The organism is Paenibacillus piscarius (assembly GCF_022234545.1).
In the GTDB taxonomy this organism is placed as follows: Bacteria; Bacillota; Bacilli; order Paenibacillales; family Paenibacillaceae; genus Paenibacillus_AQ; species Paenibacillus_AQ piscarius.
Genome location: NZ_JAIEUI010000004.1, coordinates 291,506 through 311,084, shown reverse-complemented (window position 1 = coordinate 311,084; position 19,579 = coordinate 291,506). Strand labels below are relative to the sequence as shown.

At 58.4% G+C, this 19,579-nt stretch carries 16 protein-coding genes; 11 read left to right on the top strand and 5 right to left on the bottom strand.

The genetic code is table 11. From position 1 onward, the window contains the following. Positions 1-4: 4 nt before the first annotated feature. Entirely contained in the window at positions 5-613 is a 609-nt protein-coding gene (locus K1558_RS09625) for a biotin transporter BioY (protein WP_238651326.1), read from the top strand. Positions 614-1,294: 681 nt separating this feature from the next. Here the strand turns inward: K1558_RS09625 and K1558_RS09620 are convergent. The 3 genes from K1558_RS09620 to K1558_RS09610 all read right to left on the bottom strand — a co-directional run bounded on the left by K1558_RS09620 (position 1,295) and on the right by K1558_RS09610 (position 5,490). Further along, the gene (locus K1558_RS09620) at positions 1,295-2,785 is read right to left on the bottom strand and encodes an alpha-amylase (protein ID WP_238651325.1); all 1,491 of its coding nucleotides are present in this window, start codon (positions 2,783-2,785) and stop codon (positions 1,295-1,297) included. Between the two features lie 108 nt (positions 2,786-2,893). Continuing rightward, positions 2,894-3,739: a DUF72 domain-containing protein gene (locus K1558_RS09615; RefSeq protein WP_238651324.1), complete on the bottom strand. Its 846-nt coding sequence runs from the start codon at positions 3,737-3,739 to the stop codon at positions 2,894-2,896. A 158-nt stretch (positions 3,740-3,897) separates the two neighbouring features. Then, positions 3,898-5,490 (bottom strand): histidine kinase N-terminal 7TM domain-containing diguanylate cyclase, encoded by a 1,593-nt coding sequence (locus tag K1558_RS09610; protein ID WP_238651323.1) that lies wholly within the window; start codon positions 5,488-5,490, stop codon positions 3,898-3,900. A 342-nt stretch (positions 5,491-5,832) separates the two neighbouring features. On the opposite strand from K1558_RS09610, the gene K1558_RS09605 reads away from it, so the two are divergent. The 6 genes from K1558_RS09605 to K1558_RS09580 all read left to right on the top strand — a co-directional run bounded on the left by K1558_RS09605 (position 5,833) and on the right by K1558_RS09580 (position 12,410). After that, positions 5,833-6,612, top strand: a complete 780-nt coding sequence (locus K1558_RS09605; protein ID WP_238651322.1) for an ABC transporter ATP-binding protein — start codon at positions 5,833-5,835, stop codon at positions 6,610-6,612. Positions 6,613-6,614: 2 nt separating this feature from the next. After that, entirely contained in the window at positions 6,615-7,427 is an 813-nt protein-coding gene (locus K1558_RS09600; RefSeq protein ID WP_238651321.1) for an ABC transporter permease, read from the top strand. Beyond that, complete coding sequence (locus K1558_RS09595; RefSeq protein WP_238651320.1) at positions 7,427-8,326, top strand: ABC transporter permease; 900 nt, start codon at positions 7,427-7,429, stop codon at positions 8,324-8,326. The genes K1558_RS09600 and K1558_RS09595 overlap by 1 nt, the downstream gene beginning before the upstream one ends. Positions 8,327-8,410: 84 nt before the next feature. After that, complete coding sequence (locus K1558_RS09590) at positions 8,411-9,520, top strand: ABC transporter substrate-binding protein (RefSeq protein ID WP_238651319.1); 1,110 nt, start codon at positions 8,411-8,413, stop codon at positions 9,518-9,520. A 26-nt stretch (positions 9,521-9,546) separates the two neighbouring features. Beyond that, positions 9,547-11,010, top strand: coding sequence for a CoA-acylating methylmalonate-semialdehyde dehydrogenase (locus K1558_RS09585; RefSeq protein WP_238651318.1), 1,464 nt, complete (start codon positions 9,547-9,549; stop codon positions 11,008-11,010). Positions 11,011-11,042: 32 nt separating this feature from the next. Further along, positions 11,043-12,410, top strand: coding sequence for an aspartate aminotransferase family protein (locus tag K1558_RS09580; protein ID WP_338019677.1), 1,368 nt, complete (start codon positions 11,043-11,045; stop codon positions 12,408-12,410). On the opposite strand, the gene K1558_RS09575 is transcribed toward K1558_RS09580, so the two are convergent. After that, positions 12,376-14,064: a PucR family transcriptional regulator gene (locus tag K1558_RS09575; protein ID WP_238651316.1), complete on the bottom strand. Its 1,689-nt coding sequence runs from the start codon at positions 14,062-14,064 to the stop codon at positions 12,376-12,378. The genes K1558_RS09580 and K1558_RS09575 overlap by 35 nt on opposite strands. Positions 14,065-14,374: 310 nt before the next feature. On the opposite strand from K1558_RS09575, the gene K1558_RS09570 reads away from it, so the two are divergent. Genes K1558_RS09570 through K1558_RS09555 form a run of 4 tightly spaced genes read left to right on the top strand, consistent with a single transcriptional unit; the run spans position 14,375 to position 18,772 of the window. After that, positions 14,375-15,766: an NAD(P)-dependent oxidoreductase gene (locus tag K1558_RS09570; RefSeq protein WP_238651313.1), complete on the top strand. Its 1,392-nt coding sequence runs from the start codon at positions 14,375-14,377 to the stop codon at positions 15,764-15,766. A 43-nt stretch (positions 15,767-15,809) separates the two neighbouring features. Beyond that, the gene (gene preA / locus K1558_RS09565; RefSeq protein ID WP_238651311.1) at positions 15,810-17,099 is read left to right on the top strand and encodes an NAD-dependent dihydropyrimidine dehydrogenase subunit PreA; all 1,290 of its coding nucleotides are present in this window, start codon (positions 15,810-15,812) and stop codon (positions 17,097-17,099) included. Between the two features lies 1 nt (position 17,100). Next, positions 17,101-18,528: a dihydropyrimidinase gene (hydA, locus tag K1558_RS09560; RefSeq protein WP_238651310.1), complete on the top strand. Its 1,428-nt coding sequence runs from the start codon at positions 17,101-17,103 to the stop codon at positions 18,526-18,528. A gap of 1 nt (position 18,529) precedes the next feature. Next, positions 18,530-18,772, top strand: coding sequence for a hypothetical protein (locus K1558_RS09555; RefSeq protein ID WP_238651308.1), 243 nt, complete (start codon positions 18,530-18,532; stop codon positions 18,770-18,772). Positions 18,773-18,981: 209 nt separating this feature from the next. Here K1558_RS09555 and K1558_RS09550 read toward each other — a convergent pair whose 3' ends face one another. Next, positions 18,982-19,497: a GNAT family N-acetyltransferase gene (locus K1558_RS09550; RefSeq protein ID WP_238651307.1), complete on the bottom strand. Its 516-nt coding sequence runs from the start codon at positions 19,495-19,497 to the stop codon at positions 18,982-18,984. Between the last annotated feature and the right edge of the window lie 82 nt (positions 19,498-19,579).

Below are 19,579 nucleotides of genomic sequence, written 5' to 3'. Positions count from 1 at the left end.
GGCCATGAAGAAATGGACCACCCGCGGCCTGATTTTCAGCGCGTTATTCGCAGCAGTCATGATTGCCCTGAGTTATCTGAAAATCTCGCTGCCCTTCTCCACGGTCCCCATTACGATGCAGACCCTCGCAGTAATGCTGGCCGGGTCTATTCTCGGGGCCCGCTACGGCTCACTGGCGGTGCTGATTGTCATTGGACTTGCCGCCGCCGGGTTCCAGGTGATGGGCGGCAGCGGCGGACTCGCGGTGCTGACAGGGCCTACCGCCGGATATATTTTCTCCTGGCCGTTCGTGGCCTGGCTGATCGGCTTCTTCGCTGAGCGGATCAAGCAGGACAGATACACCTTCTTCAAGCTGCTGGCGGCCAACTTCGTCTGCGGCGCGCTGCTTGTCTATCCCGGCGGTGTAGCCTGGCTGGCCTATTCCACCGGCATGAATTCGCTCGGCAAGGCCTTAACAGCAGGCATGTGGCCCTTTATCCCGGGCGATCTGCTCAAAGCCGTATTATGCTCAGCGGTGGTCACCGCTGTATGGAGAGTGTATCCGATCGAACGCATCCTGAACAGTGACGCTGGCACCTGGACAGACGGGGATCAACCTACTGTTAGCCGGTAATTGTATGTGTCAGGGCAACAGGACGGATGGGCAGTCAAGGAAGCCAGATCATTGTACACTGAAATTAGACAAGCAGCCGGACGGTCCTCCAGCCAACAGTTATCCTCCAGCGAGTGATCTTCTGTAACCTGTAGGGTCCTGATCCCGGCAAACTGAAAAGGCGACTCTATAGCCACTATGGCTGGGGTCGCCTGTTTGTGCTGTTCAACTAACTTAGTTTGGGAAAATTATCTTCGCGGCGGGACGAATTGTGGATAAATTGTGCATAAGTCTGGGGGTAAATCCCTCTGATCAGTCCAATCGTAGCAAGAAAGTGGGATAAATGCTGCTGAGACTGATTAAATTCGTATGTCTATCGGGAGTAAAGTTAAAGTAACATGTTTCAGCTTGTGGAAAAGTAATATTAGTGTTGTGGATAAAGCATGGAATTTGTGCATAAATTGTGGATAAGATGAAATCGGATGTGGATAATGCTCTAGTGGGGGGCTCGTATTCGAGATCAGCTGGTGAAAAGTTAGTTTGAGAGTTGTTTAGAAGCACAAGTGCACCTGAATCGGGCCAAAAGTGGGCATGAGGCGGAAACGAGGAGCACTTGTGCACCAAAAAGCCAAAAAAAGCGGGCAACGCAGCCGCATTTCCGGCCACCTTGCCCGCTCCAGCGTTTACCCGCCGAACGGCGGATTAATCCTCCTCTGCCGCACAGGCGTCCGCCGGCTTCGGCTCCGGCAGCGCCCAGACAGAGACGCTTCCCCCGTTCACGGGGAAGACGGCCCAGCCGTCTTCGCCGATGGTGACCGTCTCCCCGCGGTTGCGGGTGAAGTCCTCCCACACCTCGCCGCGGCGCTCTTCGCCTACGAACATCCGCTTCTCGCCGTTGTCGCCGTTCGAGATCACCACAGCACAGCCGGAGCCTTCGATCTCCGGCACGCCGCGCCGCACCCAGCCGATGGTGTTGGGATGATCGAAGTAATCATCCTGCTCCCCGTAGGCTTTGGTGTACCGGGCGCAGAGCAGCGGGTCGATGGCATCCTTCTTGCCCTCCATCGGAGCAGGGCCGCCGATGCCGTAGTAATCCCCGTAGAACACCACGGGGTAGCCGTCGCGCCGCAGCAGAATCAGAGCATAGGCGCTCTGCTTGAACCAGTCGCCAACCCACGATTCCAGCGCTTCATGCGGCTGGGAATCGTGATTGTCCACGAAGGTTACGGCATTGGCGGGGTGGGTCTGGACCAGCGTATCGTCCAGAATATGCCTTAAGTCGAAATCTCGGCCGGCCAGCGCCGCCGAGTAGAACTTATAGTGCAGCGAGACATCGAACAGGTCGATCTGGTAATCGACCGTGTTCAGGAATTCGCGGCAGGCCTCCAGGTTGGAGTTCCAGAATTCGCCGACGATGTAGAAGTCCTCGCCGCGTTTCTTTTTCATCTCCATGGCGAATTCCTTGATGAACTCGTGGTTGATATGCTTGATCGCATCCAGGCGGTACCCGCTGCATTGCAGCGTATCGACCAGCCATTTGCCCCAGTTCAGCATCTCCTGCTTCACTTCATCGTTAAGATAATCGATATTCGCGAACATCAGGTAGTCGTAATTGCCGAATTCATCATCGACATTCTGATTCCAGCTCCGGTTCGTCCCGTCAATGCGGAACACGCCGGTGCGGCCCTCCTTGGCATCGAAATCGGTACCGTTGAAGTGCGTATGGTTCCATTTGAAGCTGGAATGCTCATTCCCCCGTCCCGGAAAATCGAACTTCGTCCATCCCTCAATCTCGAACGGCTGGGAAATATCCTTGTTGCGGTCGTTAGGATCAACCTCAATCACCTCAAACACCTCGGTCTCATCCGCTCCGGCCTTATGGTTCATGACCAGGTCGACATAGACGGCAATACCGTTCTTCAGACACTCGGCGATGGCATCAATCAGTTCTTGCTTGGTTCCGTATTTCGTCCGTACGGCGCCCTTTTGATCGAATTCGCCGAGGTCGTAGAGGTCATAGACCCCATAACCGGTGTCTTCCGGGGAGACCGCTTTAGTCACGGGGGGGACCCACACGGCATCAATGCCTGCCGCCTTCAGCTCCGGAGCCATCTGGGCAAGGCGCTTCCAGTGCTCTCCGTCCGCCGCAACATGCCATTCAAAAAACTGCATCATGGTATGGTTTCTCTTCATACGCTTATGGCCTCCTTTACATGGATAAGACGACATAGGTGGACTACAGGTCTGTATATTCTATGCGTACAGCACGGTGTGAGAGTAATATATGTAAATCTGTGTACATCAGGTGAATAAATCAAGCTGGCGCGGGGCGAGTCCGCCGTCGATACCGAGCAGCGATTGCAGCTCCAGCGCATTGGGGGTAGCGTCCCCGGCAGAGTTATTGTTGAATACGACATAAATGTCCTTGCAGGTCTGCTCAAGCGCCAGCAGCCGGTCCCGCCATTCCGTCAGCTCTTCCGTGCTGTAACGGTACAGGTAGCGCAGCTTGCGCCAGTCGGGGTGGCTGCTCTGGTTCCAGCCTCCGATATTGCGGCCGTGCAGCCGCACATAGGTGAACTCCGGCGAGGTAGCCACCGGAACAATCGGGATGGAGCCTGAGCCCGCCTGCGGCTCATCGGCAACGGTATGAATCCAGCCCTCCTGCTCAAGGAAGCGGAGCGTCCGGTCACGCATCTCTGGACTGTACCAGGACTCATTGCGGAATTCGACCGCAGAGGGCACATCAAGCATTCTCTCCTTAATCTCCCGCAGAAATTCCACATTGTCCCGGGTGCAGTCGAACCAGGGCGGGAACTGGAACAGCGTCATGGCCAGCTTGCCGGCCGAACGCACAGGGGCGATGGAAGTATGGAATGCCTGGTACATCTCCTCCGGTGTGTCGTAGTAGTTCTTCGAGCCGCGCAGATGTCCGGTCATTCCCTGATAGGCCTTCACAATGAACTTGAAGGACTCCGGGGTCTGATTCACCCACTTCTCATAGTTCTTCACCGGCTGTACGGCATAGAAGGAGCTGTCGATCTCAACGATTGAGAAATAAGCGCTGTAGGCAGGAAGCCGCTCGGCGGGCTTGATTCTGCCGTACAGCTCCTCATGGTCGCCGAAGCCGGTAAGCCCGATCTTAATCATGGTAAGCCCTCCTTGTCGGTCTGATCTCACCGGTAGCAATACTGGCTACCTACTTATTAAACTGAAAACCAGTCAAAGCAAACAAAGGGCCGGGGAATGGGTGAAACAGAGAGCGAAGGGAGGCTGATGGAGAGCAGGTTGCCGGGGAGCTTCTCCCATCACCCGGGCATATAGCGGGTGATGGAGGCACCGCTGGACAGATGGACGGTGTTACGGCCGTTCCGCTTGGAGGAGTAGAGAGCGTGGTCGGCTTCGGAGAGTAGCTCCTCGAGCGGCTGCGGGCTGCGGAAGGCTTCGGCCGCGCCGAAGCTGGCCGTTAAGGTGATGGGACCGGACAGGGTGGACAATACGCTCTGCTCCAGATCGGCGCGGATGCGCTCAGCGGTCCCGGCGGCCTCCTGCAAGGTTGCACCCGGCAGGCTGAGGACGAATTCCTCACCGCCATACCGTCCGAAAATATCATCAGGCCGTAGATGCCGGCGGCAAACGTTGACTACATGCTGAAGCGCCATGTCTCCATATTGATGGCCGTACCGGTCGTTAATGCTTTTGAAGAAGTCGACGTCGAGCAGGATGATGGAGAAGGGGGTGGCGGTATCGGCGGCTTCCTTCAGCCGCTCACGGCTCAGCTCCAGGTAATGGGTGCGGTTATAGATCCCCGTCAGGCTGTCGATAGTGGCGAGCTGCAGCAGCTTCTCCTGAAGCAGTGTGCGTTCTGTGACATCGATCAGCATGATCATCCGTCCGGCCAGCAGCCCGTCATGCTTCAGCACGGGAGAGGAGCGGACCTGGTAGTAGCGGACCTCACCGTCTGCATGCCAGACCAGCTCCCGTTCTTCACTGTCCTGCGGGTTGGAATTCATGACATAATCAGCCGCCTCCCGTCCTGCCGGAAGGAAGAGCTGGGCCAGCGGTCTGCCGATAGCGGCGGCGTCCAGACCCTCCAGCATCTCCGCCGCAGCGCGGTTATAGTCCACCAGCTTATCGGAGAGGTCCATCACCAGCACGCCGTCACGCATACTCTCGAACAGATTCTCGCGGGCTATGGGTGCTGCGGTCAGCATCCCCCGGGAGAGAATTGCCCAGATATACAGGGAGGAGGTCACACTCATCACCACGGGCACGGGGTCCATGCCGTAAGGGGTCAGATCCATCAGGTAGAGAAAAGCGCCCAGGGCCGGAAGGAACTGCCCGGTGAAGATAATCAGCATCTGCCGCAGGTAGGCCCGTCTCATCCGGCTCCAGCGCCACAGAATCAGACACATCCCGGCCAGCATACAGCCGAAGGTCAGACTGCCCTGCACGATGTACCAGGGGCCCATCACAATATCCACCAGCGGCGCAGGCGCATTTTGCCGGAAGTAAATGGATTGGTAGAACAGGTGGTGGAGGTCGTTGGTCCATACCAGCACCGTAGAGATCAGAGGGATGGAGTATAAGAAAATCAGTAATTTGCGGGTAATCAGCCGCTCCAGGCCTACGAAGTGCATAATCATCAGCAGGCTTGAAGGGGCAATATAAGGCATTCCAAGGTACTCCAGCTGGATCCAGAACTTGATCTCCTGCATGGAGCTTCCGGAGAGTTCGAGTGCGAAGGCGAACGTGTACACGGCCGAGGCGGCGGAGCTGACGATGAAGGCGTTAAGCCCGGAGAAATCCGTTTTGCGGTAAAAAGCAAACAAGGCCAATAGCGCACTCAGCACACCGGATATGGAGACGATAATAATGTAATTTGAAATCATAGATTCCATGGAAGGGCCTCCAGGTGTTGAAATCAGTAGTTAAATGATAGCACACATCCGCATAGATGATAGGGGCGAGCGGGCTCGGACCGGCGGAAGGCGTAATGCTTACTATTTTTATCGGCATAACGCTGCCGATATTAACAATACAAACGGCTAAATAACAGATTACATACCTGGACAAAATGACGGAAAATCACGACCTCCCTTTTACGCTTTGTCTAGTGTGGGAGTTGCGCGCAGCGTGTAACATGTTAATTAACCCTACATTGAAAACGAATGAATGTTTTTAGAGAGATGTTGTGTTATATTAATTAACATTAAATTAACTCAGGAACGGAGGAGAACCGGATGTCATTAGCGGCAAAGATTCCTGAAATCCAACTGGACAGCGTTGAGATGCGCTACCGGACCGAAGCGGCGGATGTGCTCGCGCTGCATCAGGTGAGCCTGGATATTGCCAAGGGTGAATTTGTCTCCCTGCTGGGTCCTTCGGGCTGCGGTAAGACGACCTTGCTGAGACTGATGGCAGATCTTATAACACCAACTGCAGGGGATATTAGGGTAGCCGGCAAAAGTGCCAAGGAAGCCCGGCTGGCCCAGAAATACGGTATAGTCTTCCAAAGTCCTGTCTTGTACGACTGGCGGAAGGTGAAGCACAATATTACGCTGCCGCTGGAGCTGCTGGGGGTCAAGCGGTCCGTCCGCGAGGAGAAGGCGCTGGAGCTGCTGGAGCTGGTCGGTCTGCAGGGCTTCGCCGACAAATACCCCTGGCAGCTCAGCGGAGGGATGCAGCAGCGCGTCGCCATTGCCCGGGCGCTCTCCATGGAGCCGGAAATTCTGCTCATGGATGAGCCGTTCTCGGCGCTGGATGAATTCACGCGCGAGCGGCTGAACGAGGAGCTGCTGTCCGTGTGGAGCAAGGTGCAGAGCACGATTGTGTTCGTGACCCATAGCATTCCTGAATCGATCTTCCTGTCGGACCGGGTCTTCGTCCTGTCTCCGCACCCGGGGCGGCTCTCGGCAGTTGTGGATATTCCGCTGCCGCGTCCGCGTACACCACAGATGCGGAACAGCCCGGAATTCTTCGAGCTGGTTGCCCGGATTCGCGGCAGCTTCGAAGGGGTGTAGCCATGAAGCTGAACCCTGCGGTGATGCTCAGGCGCGCGCTGCCGCTGTTCGTCTGGGTCTGCGGTCTATTGATCCTGTGGGAGGCGGCCTCGTGGTGGCTGCTGCATGTGGCTCGAACGCCGCTGGCCCAGTCTAAGCTGCCTTATGTGCATGAGATAGCAGCCACACTCTGGAAGTACAGCGGTACGCTCTTCCGGGAAGGGGGAGCGACCTTCGGCAATGCCGGGGCCGGGTTCCTAATCGGAGCCTTCGCCGGGGTGCTGCTGGCAGTGCTGATGAGCCTGTCGCGCACGATCGAACAGCTCGCCTTCCCTTATGCGGTAGCTTCGCAGATGATTCCGATTCTGGGCCTTGCGCCGATTATCTACGGGATTGTGCGCGATGAGCAGGTGTCGAGAATTATCATCTCCGGGTATATTACCTTTTTTCCGGTCGCACTGAATATGCTGCGCGGTCTGCGCAGTGTTGAACCCTCTGCCCTGGAGCTGATGCATTCCTATGCCGCTAAGACGTGGACAGTATATTGGAAGCTGCGGCTTCCAGCCTCGCTCCCCGCGCTGTTCAGCGGGCTGAAGATTGCTGCACCGCTGGCGGTTACCGGGGCTATCCTCGTTGAGCTGATGGGCGCGCAGCGGGGAATCGGAGTCATCATGCTGCGCAATCTCTATTATGGTCCATCCCATGCATACATGTTCTGGTCTACGGTTCTGGTCGGTGCCCTGCTCGGGATCGCCAGCTATGGGCTGATGAGTCTGATCGAGCGTCTGGCCGCCCCATGGCAGCCTGAATTCCGCTCCCAAGGAGGCGGGCGCTGATGGAGAGCCATCCTGTCCGGGAGATTCCGTATGCCGCATCCGGCGGTAAAGAGGAGGATGCCCAGCTGAAAACATCCTCTAACAACACTGTTGAGACTATTCCTGATCGTAACAGAAGCTTTGGAATATCCCTGAAATGGCTGAACCGCGGAGTGGCTCTGCCGCTGTTGGCGGGAATCCTGTTCCTGCTCCTGTGGGAAGCCCAGATCTTTCACAGCCTCTTCGGCCTGAAAAAATACCAGCTTCCCCTGCCCTCTGCCATTGCTGAAGCGATGCGGGATAATATCAGCCTGCTGCTCTCTTACACCGGCTATACTCTTGCTGAGGCGGTCCTCGGGATGCTGATCGGGTCCGCCTGCGGCTTCCTTATTGCCCTGGCTGCTACCGCCTGGCCCCGCTGGGGCGGGAGCAGCCTGACCATGGTGGCGGCGCTGAATGCGGTGCCGATCGTTGCCCTGGCTCCCATCATGAACCTGTGGTTCGGGGACGGCATCGGCTCGCGGGCCGCGATTGTGACGGCAACCACGATGGCGGCGATGGCGATCAATGCCTACAAGGGCATGGCCGCCGTTGATCCGCTGGCGCTGGATCTGATGCATTCCTATGCGGCCGGCAAGCCGGCGGTCTTCCGCTATCTGCGGATACAGAACAGTCTGCCTTATGTATTCACCGCGCTGAAGATCAACGCCACCGCCAGTATGATCGGAGCGATTGTCGGGGAATTCTTTTTCTCCTCGCGGGGTCTGGGTTATCTGCTCTCGAACTCGATCAAGGTGGCGAAAATGCCGCTGGGCTGGTCCTGCATCGTGCTGGCGGCCATTGCCGGAGTGATCTTCTACCTGGCCGTTGAACGGCTGGAGAAGCTGTTTATCAAGTGGCATCCCTCCCGGCGTGCGTAATATTGGGAGTGAAATGCATAGAGCATCATCAGTAACCATGCTGTGCAGGGCCGATTACAAAACTAGACGGTAGGGGGAGTTGCAATGAGACAAGGAACACAGGGCAAGGTGCGCATCAGGTTATGGGTGGCGGCGGTGCTGATGCTGCTCCCGCTGCTTGCGGGCTGCGGCGGGAATAATAATGCAGGTGCTCCAGCGGCAGAGGCGGGCGGCGGTAATGCGGCTACAGCGTCACCGGAAACGGCAGCCACCAGTGAACCGGCGGCTGAGCCGGTGACGGTGAAGCTGCAGCTGAAGTGGGTGCCGCAGGCGCAATTCGCCGGCTACTTCCTGGCCCAGGACAAGGGCTATTATGACGCTGAAGGGCTGAAGGTCGAGATTCTGCCCGGCGGGCCCGACATCGTACCGGAGCAGCAGGTGGCCGGCGGATCGGCCGACATCGGCGTAGACTGGGTGGCGAGCCTGCTGACCAGCCAGGAGCAGGAGATGCCGCTGGTCCAGATCGCCCAGATTTTCCAGAAGAGCGGGCTGGTACTGGTATCCAAGAAGGAGGCGGGCATCAATACCCCAGCGGACTTGAAGGGTAAGAAGGTCGGTAACTGGATGGGCGGCAATGAGTTCGAGCTGCTGGCGCTGTTCGACAAATATAAGCTGGATTCAGGCAAGGATCTGAACTTCACCAAGCAGGGCTTCACCATGGACCAGTTCCTCGGCGGCGAGCTGGATGCAGCTTCGGCTATGACCTATAACGAATATCAGGTTGTGCTGGAGTCGGGCGTCAAGCCCGAGGAGCTGAGCGTTATCGATATGAATGACGAAGGCGTGGCGATGCTCGAAGATAACCTGTTCGCGAACAAGGAGTGGCTGGAGGGCAATAAAGAGACGGCCGCCAAGTTCGTCCGTGCATCGCTGAAGGGCTGGGCGGATGCGATTGCCGACCCGGAAGCGGCGGTAGACAGTGTAATGAAGCTTGCCGAAGCAGGAAGCACCACCAGAGAGCATCAGCTGACCATGATGAAGGAGGTCGCCAAGCTGATTCAGCCGGAGGGCTTCGACGCTTCCAAGCTGGGTTACACGGATGCGGCAGCATTCCAGCAGACGGCGGACATTGCGCTGAAGTTCGGTGTGATCAAGACCGCCGCCAAGGTGGATGAGGCGTATACGAATGAGATTGTGGAGATGGCGGCGAAATAACGGTGTCAGGGGAAGGGGTGCAGGCGATGTCACTGCTCGCAGGGCAGGCTGTGCAAGTTAAGAATTATGTGAACGGAGCCTGGATGGAGTCCGGCTCTGGACAGCAGGAGGAGGTACTCAATCCGGCGACAGGCGAAGTGATTGCTTATGTACCGATCTCCAGCCGGGAGGAGCTGGAGGCAGCAGTGGAGGCAGCTGCCGGGGCTTATCCCTTATGGTCCAAAGTGGCCGTGCCCCGCCGGGCCCGCTACTTCTTCCAGTACCAGCAGCTGCTGGTGCAGCACTGGAGAGAGCTTGCGGAGCTGATCACACTGGAGAACGGCAAGAGCCTGGAGGAGTCGCTGGGCGAGGTGCAGCGCGGCATCGAATGCGTAGAATTCGCCGCCGGTATCCCTACGCTGATGATGGGCAGCCAATTGCCGGATATCGCCACAGGCGTTGAGTCCGGCATGTACCGCTATCCGTTGGGAGTGGTAGGCGGCATCGCCCCGTTCAACTTCCCGATGATGGTGCCCTGCTGGATGTTCCCGCTGGCCATTGCCTGCGGCAACACCTTCGTGCTGAAGCCCTCCGAGCGGACGCCGCTGCTGGCGAATCGGCTGGCCGGGCTGTTCGCGGAGGCGGGCTTCCCGCCGGGGGTGCTGAATATCGTGCACGGGGCGCATGAGGTGGTGGACGGCCTGCTGGCCCATGAAGCGGTGAAGGCAGTCTCCTTCGTCGGCTCGCAGCCGGTGGCGGAATATGTATATAAGCAGGGAACGGCGCACGGCAAGCGGGTCCAGGCGCTGGCCGGAGCGAAGAACCACTCAATTGTGCTGCCGGATGCCGATCTGGACAATGCGGTGAAGAACATTATCTCCGCCGCCTTCGGCTCCGCCGGGGAGCGCTGCATGGCCTGCGCCGTCGTGGTGGTGCATGAGGCGGTGGCCGATGAGCTGGTGGGCCGGCTGGCCGCAGCCGCCAGCGGGCTGAGGATCGGAGACGGGATGGAAGACGGTGTCTTCCTGGGACCGGTCATCCGGCAGGGGAACAAAGACCGGACGATTGCCTACATTGAGTCGGGGCTGGCCGAGCAGGCGGAGCTGGTGCTGGACGGCCGGAAGGCCGCTGCGGCGGCGGGCGGAGGATTTTTCCTCGGGCCTACGATCTTCGACCATGTGCACACAGGGATGGCGATCTGGCGTGAAGAGATCTTTGCGCCGCTGCTGTCAGTGGTGCGGGTGAAGGATCTGGGGGAGGCGATCGCGGTGACGAACCGGTCCTCTTTTGCCAATGGAGCCTGTATCTATACCGACAGTGCCAGTGCCATCCGCCAGTTCCGCGAGGAGATCGATGCCGGGATGCTGGGGGTGAATCTGGGCGTGCCAGCCCCGATGGCGTTCTTCCCCTTCTCGGGCTACAAGAAGTCGTTCTACGGCGATCTTCATGCGAACGGCCGCGACGGCGTGGAGTTCTATACCCGCAAGAAAATGATTACCGCGCGTTACTAAATCTGCGGCGAGTGCCGAGAGGAGTGAGGGCAGTGCAGAGCCTGGGCCAAGACAGCGAGCTGGCGCTTCAGCAGGACCAGCAATATTTGTGGCATAACATGACCCCGTATAGCGAGAAGAATCCGCCGATGATTGCCGCCGCAGCGAGCGGTTCATGGGTGACGGATCTGGACGGTAAGCGGTATCTGGACGGGATGTCCGGCCTGTGGTGCGTGAATGTCGGCTACGGGCGCAAGGAGCTGGCAGAGGCGGCGTATCAGCAGCTCCTGACCCTGCCTTATTTCCCGCTGACCCAGAGTCATATGCCCGCTATCGCCCTGGCTGCGAAGCTGAACGAATGGCTGGAGGGCGATTATGTGATCTTCTTCTCCAACAGCGGCTCCGAGGCTAATGAAGCTGCCTTCAAAATCGCCCGCCAATACCACCGCCAGACCGGTCAGCCGGACCGCCATAAATTCATTGCCCGCTACCGGGGATATCATGGCAGCTCGCTGGGCGCGCTATCCGCGACCGGACAGCCGCAGCGCAAATACCGGTACGAGCCGTTGGGTAGCGGGTTCCTGCATGTGGCGCCGCCCGACAGCTACCGCCGCCCGGACGGGATGACGGAGGAGGCCTTCAACCTCCAGTGCGCGCAAGCGATTGAGGATACGATTATCTGGGAGGGAGCTGAATCGGTGGCGGCGGTGATCATGGAGCCGGTAATTACCGGCGGCGGCGTGATTGTGCCGCATCAGGTCTATATGGACCGGGTCCAGGAAATCTGCCGTACCCACGGCGTACTGCTGATCATCGATGAGGTGATCTGCGGCTTCGGGCGGTCCGGCCGCCGGTTCGGACACCACAATTACGGAAGCAAGCCCGATATTGTAACGATGGCCAAGGGGCTGACCAGCGCCTATCTGCCCCTGTCGGCCACTGCCGTGCGGAGGGAGATCTACGAAGCCTTCAAGGATAACAGCGATGATTACGGGCATTTCCGCCATGTGAATACCTTCGGCGGGAACCCGGCCGCCTGTGCGCTCGCCCTCCGCAACCTGGAGATTCTGGAGCAGGAGAAGCTGATTGAACGCGCCGCTGTGCTGGGCAAGCGGCTGGCGGATGCCTTCGCCCGGCTCCTCAGCCACAAGCTGGTAGGCGATATCCGCAGCTTCGGGCTGGTGCTGGGTATCGAGCTGGTGGCGGACCAGGCCACCCGCGAGCCTGCCCCGCTTAGCACCGTCAAGGGCATTATTGCCGACTGCAAGGCCAAGGGGCTGATTATCGGCAAGAACGGGGACACGGTGGCAGGCTACAATAATGTGCTCACCCTCGCTCCGCCTTTATCCTCCACCGATGAGGATATCCAGTTCATCATTGATACCCTTACAGCTGTGCTGAACGGGCGCTGGGCAGAGTGAGCTTCTCCGGGTAGAGCAGCTGGTAGGCCCGCAGGGCGACCTGGATGGAGATCCGGTTCTCCGGGAGCATGAAGTCCTCGCCCAGCAGCTCGGTGATTTTGTCCAGCCGGTAGTATAGCGATTGCCGCACGATGAACAGGCTGCGCGCGGCAATCTGCTTGGAGCCGTCATGGTCGAGATACACGCGCAGCGTCAGCAGCAGCTCGCTGCCCTTCGCCTGGTCGTGGTCAATCAGCGGGCCGAGATAGCTGCGGATGAAGCTCTCCAGCGTCCGGCCGTCATTCAGGCTCAGCAGCAGCTGGAAGACACCCAGCTCCTCATACATGAGAATCGGCTTCTGGTAACAAGAGTAGAGCGACAGCGCCTGAACCGCTTCCTGGTATCCGGCATGGGCGTGCTTCAGCCCCCGGTGGGACTTGCTGACGCCGGTGACGAGCTGCAGGTCCTTCAGCTTCTCGTCGGCGCGGATATGCTGCAGGGCGTCCAGCGCCTGCTGCAGGCGCAGCTTGCCGGGCACCCGCGACTGGATGTCCAGTGCAATGACGGTCAGGCGGTTGTTCTTCAGCGTAATCAGCGGGCGGAGCGAGTGCTTCTCGAAGATCGAACGCAGCAGGAGCGAGAGGTGGAAGGTCATCGATTCCCAGTCGTTCTCCGGGCTGTTCCACTTCACTTCAGGCGGATTCTCGATCTCAATCAGGCAGACACGGTAGGGCAGCTCATTCACCAGATTGAAGTCAGGGCCGACCAGCCCCTTGAGCCGGTTGTCATCCTGGCTGCGTCCCCCGACCAGCTCCTCCACCCACAGATTCTCCGAGAAAAGCTTCCGCTCCTCCATATACCGTGTCCGCAGCAGCTCCTGCGCGATCGACAGGGAGGCGGAATCCAGCAGCAGGCAGTCGAATTCCTGCGGCTTGTGCGGGCAGACCATCAGGATATACGCCCAGGTCTGGTCCAGCGCGCCCACCGGCTTCACCGCAAGGGTCTTATGGCCGTATTCGCGGAGCTGGGGGGCGGCCTCCGGCTGCACTCCGTCCATCTCTTCGCGGAAGGCTGCGAAGGCATCCAGCAGCGGCTGCTGTTCTCCGGGCGGCAAGGCCGGGAAGAAGAGCGGTTTGCTCTGGGGCTGCACATAGACGATCTGGGTGCGGGTGCTTTTGCATAACAATTGCAGCACCTTAAGGGTTCCCTGCGAGGTCAGGGTCAGCCGGTGGAATTCACGGGAGATGCTCTCCAGCTCCTGCAGCATCCGGTGATGGCGGTTGATAATCAGGGAATGCAGATCGAGAGTGATATCGACAAAGCGCACAGTGCGGGTGAACTGAATCAGCGGAAAATCGTGCAGGTTAGCCAGAGCGATCATCTCCTGCGGAATCTCGCTGAAATAGGTCCCCAGCTCAATACACAGGCAGGCGGCGTTCCGGTCGATCAGATTCTGCATGAAGGAACAGGCGGCGGCTGTATCCCGGCTTGCGCCCATGCCGGTGGTCAGAATCATCTCTTCCCCGTGAATCAGACTCTCCAGGCTCGGACTCTCCAGCACATGTACCCAGCGGACCGCCCGGTTCAGGCCGCTCCGGCCCCCGATCAGCTCGGCCTCTGCGAAAAGCGGCCGTTTCAGCGCATCACGGATCGTTAATACTAGCTCCCAGTCCATAAGCTTCCTCCCCCATTTACAGTCAGTCCCGGCCGCTCCTGGCGCACCGGGTAAAAAATAGACTTTTGAAATTAGACAATCTGTCTAATGTAACCCGGAAACGAAATGACTATAGTGTTGAATAAGATATGTCAGGAAAACTAACTTATTATGGAGTGTGATTAGAGCTTTCAGTAGTGGTGGTGTCTATTTTACTACAATAATGGTTAGAAGTAAGTGAAATATTCAGGGAATTTCAATAATAATGTTATATTATATGACGTGATTCTACTTGAGAGCGGAAGCTGCTCATCCAGAAGGAGGGTAATCCATGGAGCTGACCTCACCGTTAACGGCAGATACACCGGATCTGATCCTGCGAAATTTCGCCGAAGTGGAGCAAGGACTCACCCGTAAGGGGGCTATCGAGGAGTCCAACCGCTGCCTGTATTGCTATGATGCGCCCTGTATTAAGGCCTGCCCGACCGGCATTAATATCCCGTCCTTTATCAAGCGGATTGCTACCGACAATCTGCGGGGCTCGGCACAGACCATTATGGATTCCAATCCTGTAGGCGCTAGCTGCGCCCGGGTCTGCCCGACGGAGGAGCTGTGCGAAGGAGCATGTGTCCTGAATGACGCTTCCGCGCCGATTCAGATCGGTCTGCTGCAGCGGTATGCTACCGACTGGGCGCTCCGCAGCGGCATTCAGCTGTTCCAGGCGGGAGAGCCTAACGGGCTGAAGGTCGCTGTGATCGGGGGCGGGCCCGCTGGCCTGTCTGCGGCACGGGAGCTTGCGCGTGAAGGCTTCAAGGTAGTCATCTATGAAGCGAAGCCGTTGGCCGGCGGGCTGAATACCCACGGCATTGTCTCGTTCCGGCTGCCGCAGGATATCTCTCTCTGGGAGGTGGAGCAGGTGGAGAAGCTGGGTGTAGAGATCCGCACGGGTGTGAAGGTAGGCGCGGATATTTCCATTGCCGGGCTTAAGGCGGAATATGATGCTATTGTGCTGGCTGCGGGGATGGGCAAGGTTCCGCCGCTGGGCATCGAGGGCGAAGGCTTGTCCGGTGTCTACGATGCGATCGAGCTGGTCGGGTCCACTAAGCCGGGCATGACAGCGCCTGAGCTGGCTGGCCGGCGGGTGGCGGTCATCGGGGCGGGCAACACGGCCATCGATGCTGCTACCTGCTCGGTGCGGCTGGGCGCAGCGAATGTGAAGATGGTCTACCGCCGGACCCGGGCGGAGATGACGGCGTATGATTTCGAATATGAATTCGCCAAGCAGGAGGGCGTAGAATTCAGCTGGCTGACCCTGCCGAAGCGGATCATCGGCGATGAGCAGGGCAAGGTCACCGCCCTGGAATGCGTACAGATGAGGCTGACCGGCGAAGCGGGGCCGGATGGACGCCAGGCTCCGGTACCGGTGGAGGGCTCGGAATTCCTGCTTCCGGTGGATGCGGTGGTAATAGCCATCGGCCAGCAGCGGCGGCTGGACCTGATTGAGGCACTGGGGCTGGCGCACCGCCGGGGTGTGGTGGAGATTGATGCGAAGACTGGCCGGACCTCTGATCCGCAGATTTTTGCCGCCGGGGATATGGTGTTCGGCACAGGCGCAGGGGAGGCGATGGTCGTCTCCGCCGCACAGCAGGGCAAGGCAGCCGCCTATGCAATTTGCGAGCAGTTGTCCGGGCGTCTGGATCGTGCAGCCGGTTCGGCTGTATAACCTGGGCTTCTATTTAGCTTCTTAGGAGAGGGAGGGAATCGAAATGGCAGATCTCCGTATTGATTTTGCAGGCATTCAGTCACCGAATCCGTTCTGGCTGGCCTCGGCGCCGCCTACGAATACAGGCTATCAGGTGCAGCGCGCCTTCGAGGCGGGCTGGGGAGGCGCGGTGTGGAAGACGCTCGGCGAGCCGGTGATCAACACCTCCTCCCGGTTCGCCGCTGTTCATTTTGGCGGGCAGCGGGTGGCAGGCTTCAATAATATTGAGCTGATCACTGACCGGCCGCTGGAGGTCAATCTGAAGGAAATCGCCGAGACGAAGAAAAGGTTCCCGGACCGGACAATCATTGCCTCCCTGATGGTAGAGCCGAAGCGGGAGAAATGGCATGAGATCGTCAAGCGTGTCGAGGCAGTCGGCGTGGACGGGCTGGAGCTGAACTTCGGCTGTCCGCATGGCATGGCGGAGCGGGGGATGGGCGCGGCTTCCGGCCAGCAGCCGGATCTGGTGCAGGCGCAGACGGCGTGGGTCAAGGAGGTGGCACAGACGCCGGTCATCGTGAAGCTGACCCCGAACATCACCGACATCACGGTCGTTGCCCGCCATGCGGTCAAGGGCGGCGCCGATGCGATCAGCCTGATCAATACGATCAACAGTCTGGCCGGGGTGGACATCCATAGCTGGAACACGATTCCGCATGTCGGCGGACAAGGGGCGCACGGAGGCTATTGCGGTCCGGCAGTCAAGCCGATTGCCCTCAGCATGGTGGCGGAATGTGCCCGCGACCGTGAGGTCGGCGTACCGATCTCCGGCATTGGCGGTATTTCCACCTGGCAGGATGTTGTGGAGTTCATGCTGATGGGCTCGACCGGAATTCAGGTCTGCACGGCGGTGATGCACCACGGCTTCCGGATTGTTGAAGAGATGATCGACGGCTTGAACAATTACCTGGATGACAAAGGCCTGTCCTCCGTTATGGAGCTGATTGGCAAGTCTGTACCCAGATATTCCAACTGGGGCGACCTTGACCTGAATTACAAAGTGGTTGCGCGGATCAACGAGGAGCACTGCATTAACTGCAACAAATGCCATATTGCCTGTGAGGATGCCTCGCATCAATGCATCGATATGCTGACGGATGCTGCGGGCAAGGCCATTTTGCAGGTGCGTGAAGAGGATTGTGTAGGCTGTAACCTGTGTTCCATTGTCTGCCCGGCAGACGGCGCCATCGATATGATTGCTGTGGACACGGGGGCAGCCCCGATGAGCTGGAATCAGCGCAATCAGATCATTAGCGGACTGGGCAGCTCCTATTCCGAAGTGGAGGTGGGTTAAGATGAAGAAGCTGATCAAGAACGGGATTATCGTTACGGCAGCGGATACGTACAGCGGAGAGGTCCTGATTGAGGATGGAATCATTACGGGTATTGGTCTTGACCTGGATGCGGCAGGGGCGGAGGTGATCGATGCTTCCGGCTGCTATGTGTTCCCTGGCGGGATTGATCCTCATACCCACCTGGATATGCCCTTCGGCGGCACAGTGACTGCCGATGACTTCGAGACCGGCACCATCGCCGCTGCCTATGGCGGGACGACCACCGTGATCGACTTCTGCCTGACCCAGAAGGGCCAGCCGCTTCAGCAGGCCGTAGATACCTGGCATAACAAATCGCAGGATAAAGCCGTCATTGACTACAGCTTCCATCTGATGGTCTCAGAGCTGAACGACCAGGTGCTGGGCGAGCTGCCGCAGATTATCGAGCAGGAGGGCATTACCTCGCTGAAGGTATTCATGGCCTACAAAAATACATTCCAGGCCGACGACGGCGTACTCTACAAGACGCTGCTGGCAGCGAAGCGCGAAGGGGCGCTGGTGATGGTACACGCTGAGAACGGCGATGTGATTGAGTATCTGGTAGACCAGGCGCTTGCCGCAGGAAATACCGATCCGGTGTATCATGCTCTGACCCGTCCTCCTGAGCTGGAAGGCGAAGCGACGGGCCGGGCGGCGTATTTGACCGGGATGGCGGATTCGCAGCTCTATGTTGTGCATGTCACCTGTGCCGAGGCCGTGTGGAAAATTGCCGAAGCCCGCAAAAAGGGGCTGCGCGTCTACGGCGAGACCTGCCCGCAGTATCTGGCGCTGGATGTGACGGCGCTTGCGCAGCCGGATTTCGAAGGGGCCAAGTATGTGTGGTCGCCTCCGCTGCGCGAGGTGTGGAACCAGGAGGTGCTGTGGGATGCGCTCTGGAGCGGCACGCTGCAGACGATCGGCTCCGACCAGTGCTCGTTCAACTTCAAGGGGCAGAAGGAGCTGGGGCGGGGCGACTTCTCGAAGATTCCGAACGGCGGGCCGACGATCGAAGACCGGTTCAGCCTGCTCTACTCCGAGGGCGTGGAGAAGGGGCGGATTACCCTGAACCGGTTCGTGGATATCATCTCCACTTCAAGCGCCAGACTGTTCGGCCTGTTCCCGCAGAAGGGGACCATCGCGGTCGGCAGTGACGCAGATATCGTGATCTTCGACCCGGCAGCAGAGCGGATTCTGTCTGCGGAGACCCATCATATGAATGTGGACTATAACGCATTTGAAGGGATGAAGGTGAAGGGCGAGCCGGTCTCGGTACTCAGCCGGGGCGAATTCGTGATCCGTGACAAGGTATTCGTCGGAGCCGCAGGTAAGGGCAAGTACCTGCACCGCAAGCGCTTCGGGGCCGCTCAGACGGCCCCGGCTGCGGCAGAGATCAGCGGGGGAGTGGTCTGAGATGTCAGCATTCGCAGAGTTCGAGGAGGAGCGCCGGCAGATCGACAGTCTGCTCGGTCAGGGCTATACGGTTGCGGGCATTATGGAAGACCTGGACGGCGCCAGGGTCAAGTTCATCCGCAGGGAGCAGCCGTCCGGAGCGCCGGTGGAGCTGCTGCTGCTCACCGCCGATGCGCGCAAGCATGTGACGGCAGTGCTTCATGGCGGAACCGGATCGGTGAAGGCGCTTGAAGCCCACGCATAAACGTAAACCGGAATAATGGAGATCAAGCTACGAACGTCGCTGACGTGGGCTTGGTCTTTTTGTGTGTGCAGGGAGTTGTGAGTTACGTCTACCCGTGGATAAGTGCGCTTACGAATGGCCGGCAGGCAGGTAACTGGTCCCGATGTAATAAGAAAAACCGATCACATTGGGACCGGGGAGCGGCGCGCACTCCCATGGTTGCCCTCTGACTAGCAGGTTGGCGAAGAGTTCATTCGTATGTATTCATGGCGGAGGATCGACATGATCTGGATGGACTCAAATCCCTCTTCAGTCCGTAGACATTCGCGCAGTGTGCCTTCCAGCTTGAAGCCGGTATTGGCATAGAGCCGTTGTGCTCTTACATTATGATCTTTAACATCCAGCCATAGCCGGTGAGTATCTGTATGAGCGAATGCCCAATGGATCAGCAGCTTCAGTGTTAAGGTTCCATAGCCGCGGCCCTTGGTCTGAATGACAAGCCGTCTGATGTTAATTGTGAGATCCGGGTCCTGAATTCCGGTAAGGATTACGTAACCCTCGCTTCCCCCCGCTGGACCCTCGACAATGAGATGTATGATATCTTTGTCCGTCAAGGCTGCTGCGTGCTGCTCCCTGCTCCACTGTCCAACGAACCTGCGGTTTAGCTCGTGCCCTTCGGCAGACAGGACAAAGTCGAGATCCTCCAGTGTCGTGGGCCGTAAATTGATAAGGTCTGAATGCAGCATTATCTCCACCTGCTTCCCTGAGTATGTATACAGCCATAGTACAGGAAGTATCGCCAGCTGCCAATCTGTTAGAGTAAGTAGG

Coding starts and splice junctions, on each gene's coding strand:
- K1558_RS09600 (WP_238651321.1), top strand. CDS start 6,615: ATGAAGCTGAACCCTGCGGTGATGCTCAGGCGCGCGCTGCCGCTGTTC.
- K1558_RS09570 (WP_238651313.1), top strand. CDS start 14,375: ATGGAGCTGACCTCACCGTTAACGGCAGATACACCGGATCTGATCCTG.
- K1558_RS09585 (WP_238651318.1), top strand. CDS start 9,547: ATGTCACTGCTCGCAGGGCAGGCTGTGCAAGTTAAGAATTATGTGAAC.
- preA (WP_238651311.1), top strand. CDS start 15,810: ATGGCAGATCTCCGTATTGATTTTGCAGGCATTCAGTCACCGAATCCG.
- K1558_RS09575 (WP_238651316.1), bottom strand. CDS start 14,064: ATGGACTGGGAGCTAGTATTAACGATCCGTGATGCGCTGAAACGGCCG.
- K1558_RS09605 (WP_238651322.1), top strand. CDS start 5,833: ATGTCATTAGCGGCAAAGATTCCTGAAATCCAACTGGACAGCGTTGAG.
- K1558_RS09615 (WP_238651324.1), bottom strand. CDS start 3,739: ATGATTAAGATCGGGCTTACCGGCTTCGGCGACCATGAGGAGCTGTAC.
- K1558_RS09555 (WP_238651308.1), top strand. CDS start 18,530: ATGTCAGCATTCGCAGAGTTCGAGGAGGAGCGCCGGCAGATCGACAGT.
- K1558_RS09620 (WP_238651325.1), bottom strand. CDS start 2,785: ATGAAGAGAAACCATACCATGATGCAGTTTTTTGAATGGCATGTTGCG.
- K1558_RS09610 (WP_238651323.1), bottom strand. CDS start 5,490: ATGGAATCTATGATTTCAAATTACATTATTATCGTCTCCATATCCGGT.
- hydA (WP_238651310.1), top strand. CDS start 17,101: ATGAAGAAGCTGATCAAGAACGGGATTATCGTTACGGCAGCGGATACG.
- K1558_RS09595 (WP_238651320.1), top strand. CDS start 7,427: ATGGAGAGCCATCCTGTCCGGGAGATTCCGTATGCCGCATCCGGCGGT.
- K1558_RS09625 (WP_238651326.1), top strand. CDS start 5: ATGAAGAAATGGACCACCCGCGGCCTGATTTTCAGCGCGTTATTCGCA.
- K1558_RS09550 (WP_238651307.1), bottom strand. CDS start 19,497: ATGCTGCATTCAGACCTTATCAATTTACGGCCCACGACACTGGAGGAT.
- K1558_RS09590 (WP_238651319.1), top strand. CDS start 8,411: ATGAGACAAGGAACACAGGGCAAGGTGCGCATCAGGTTATGGGTGGCG.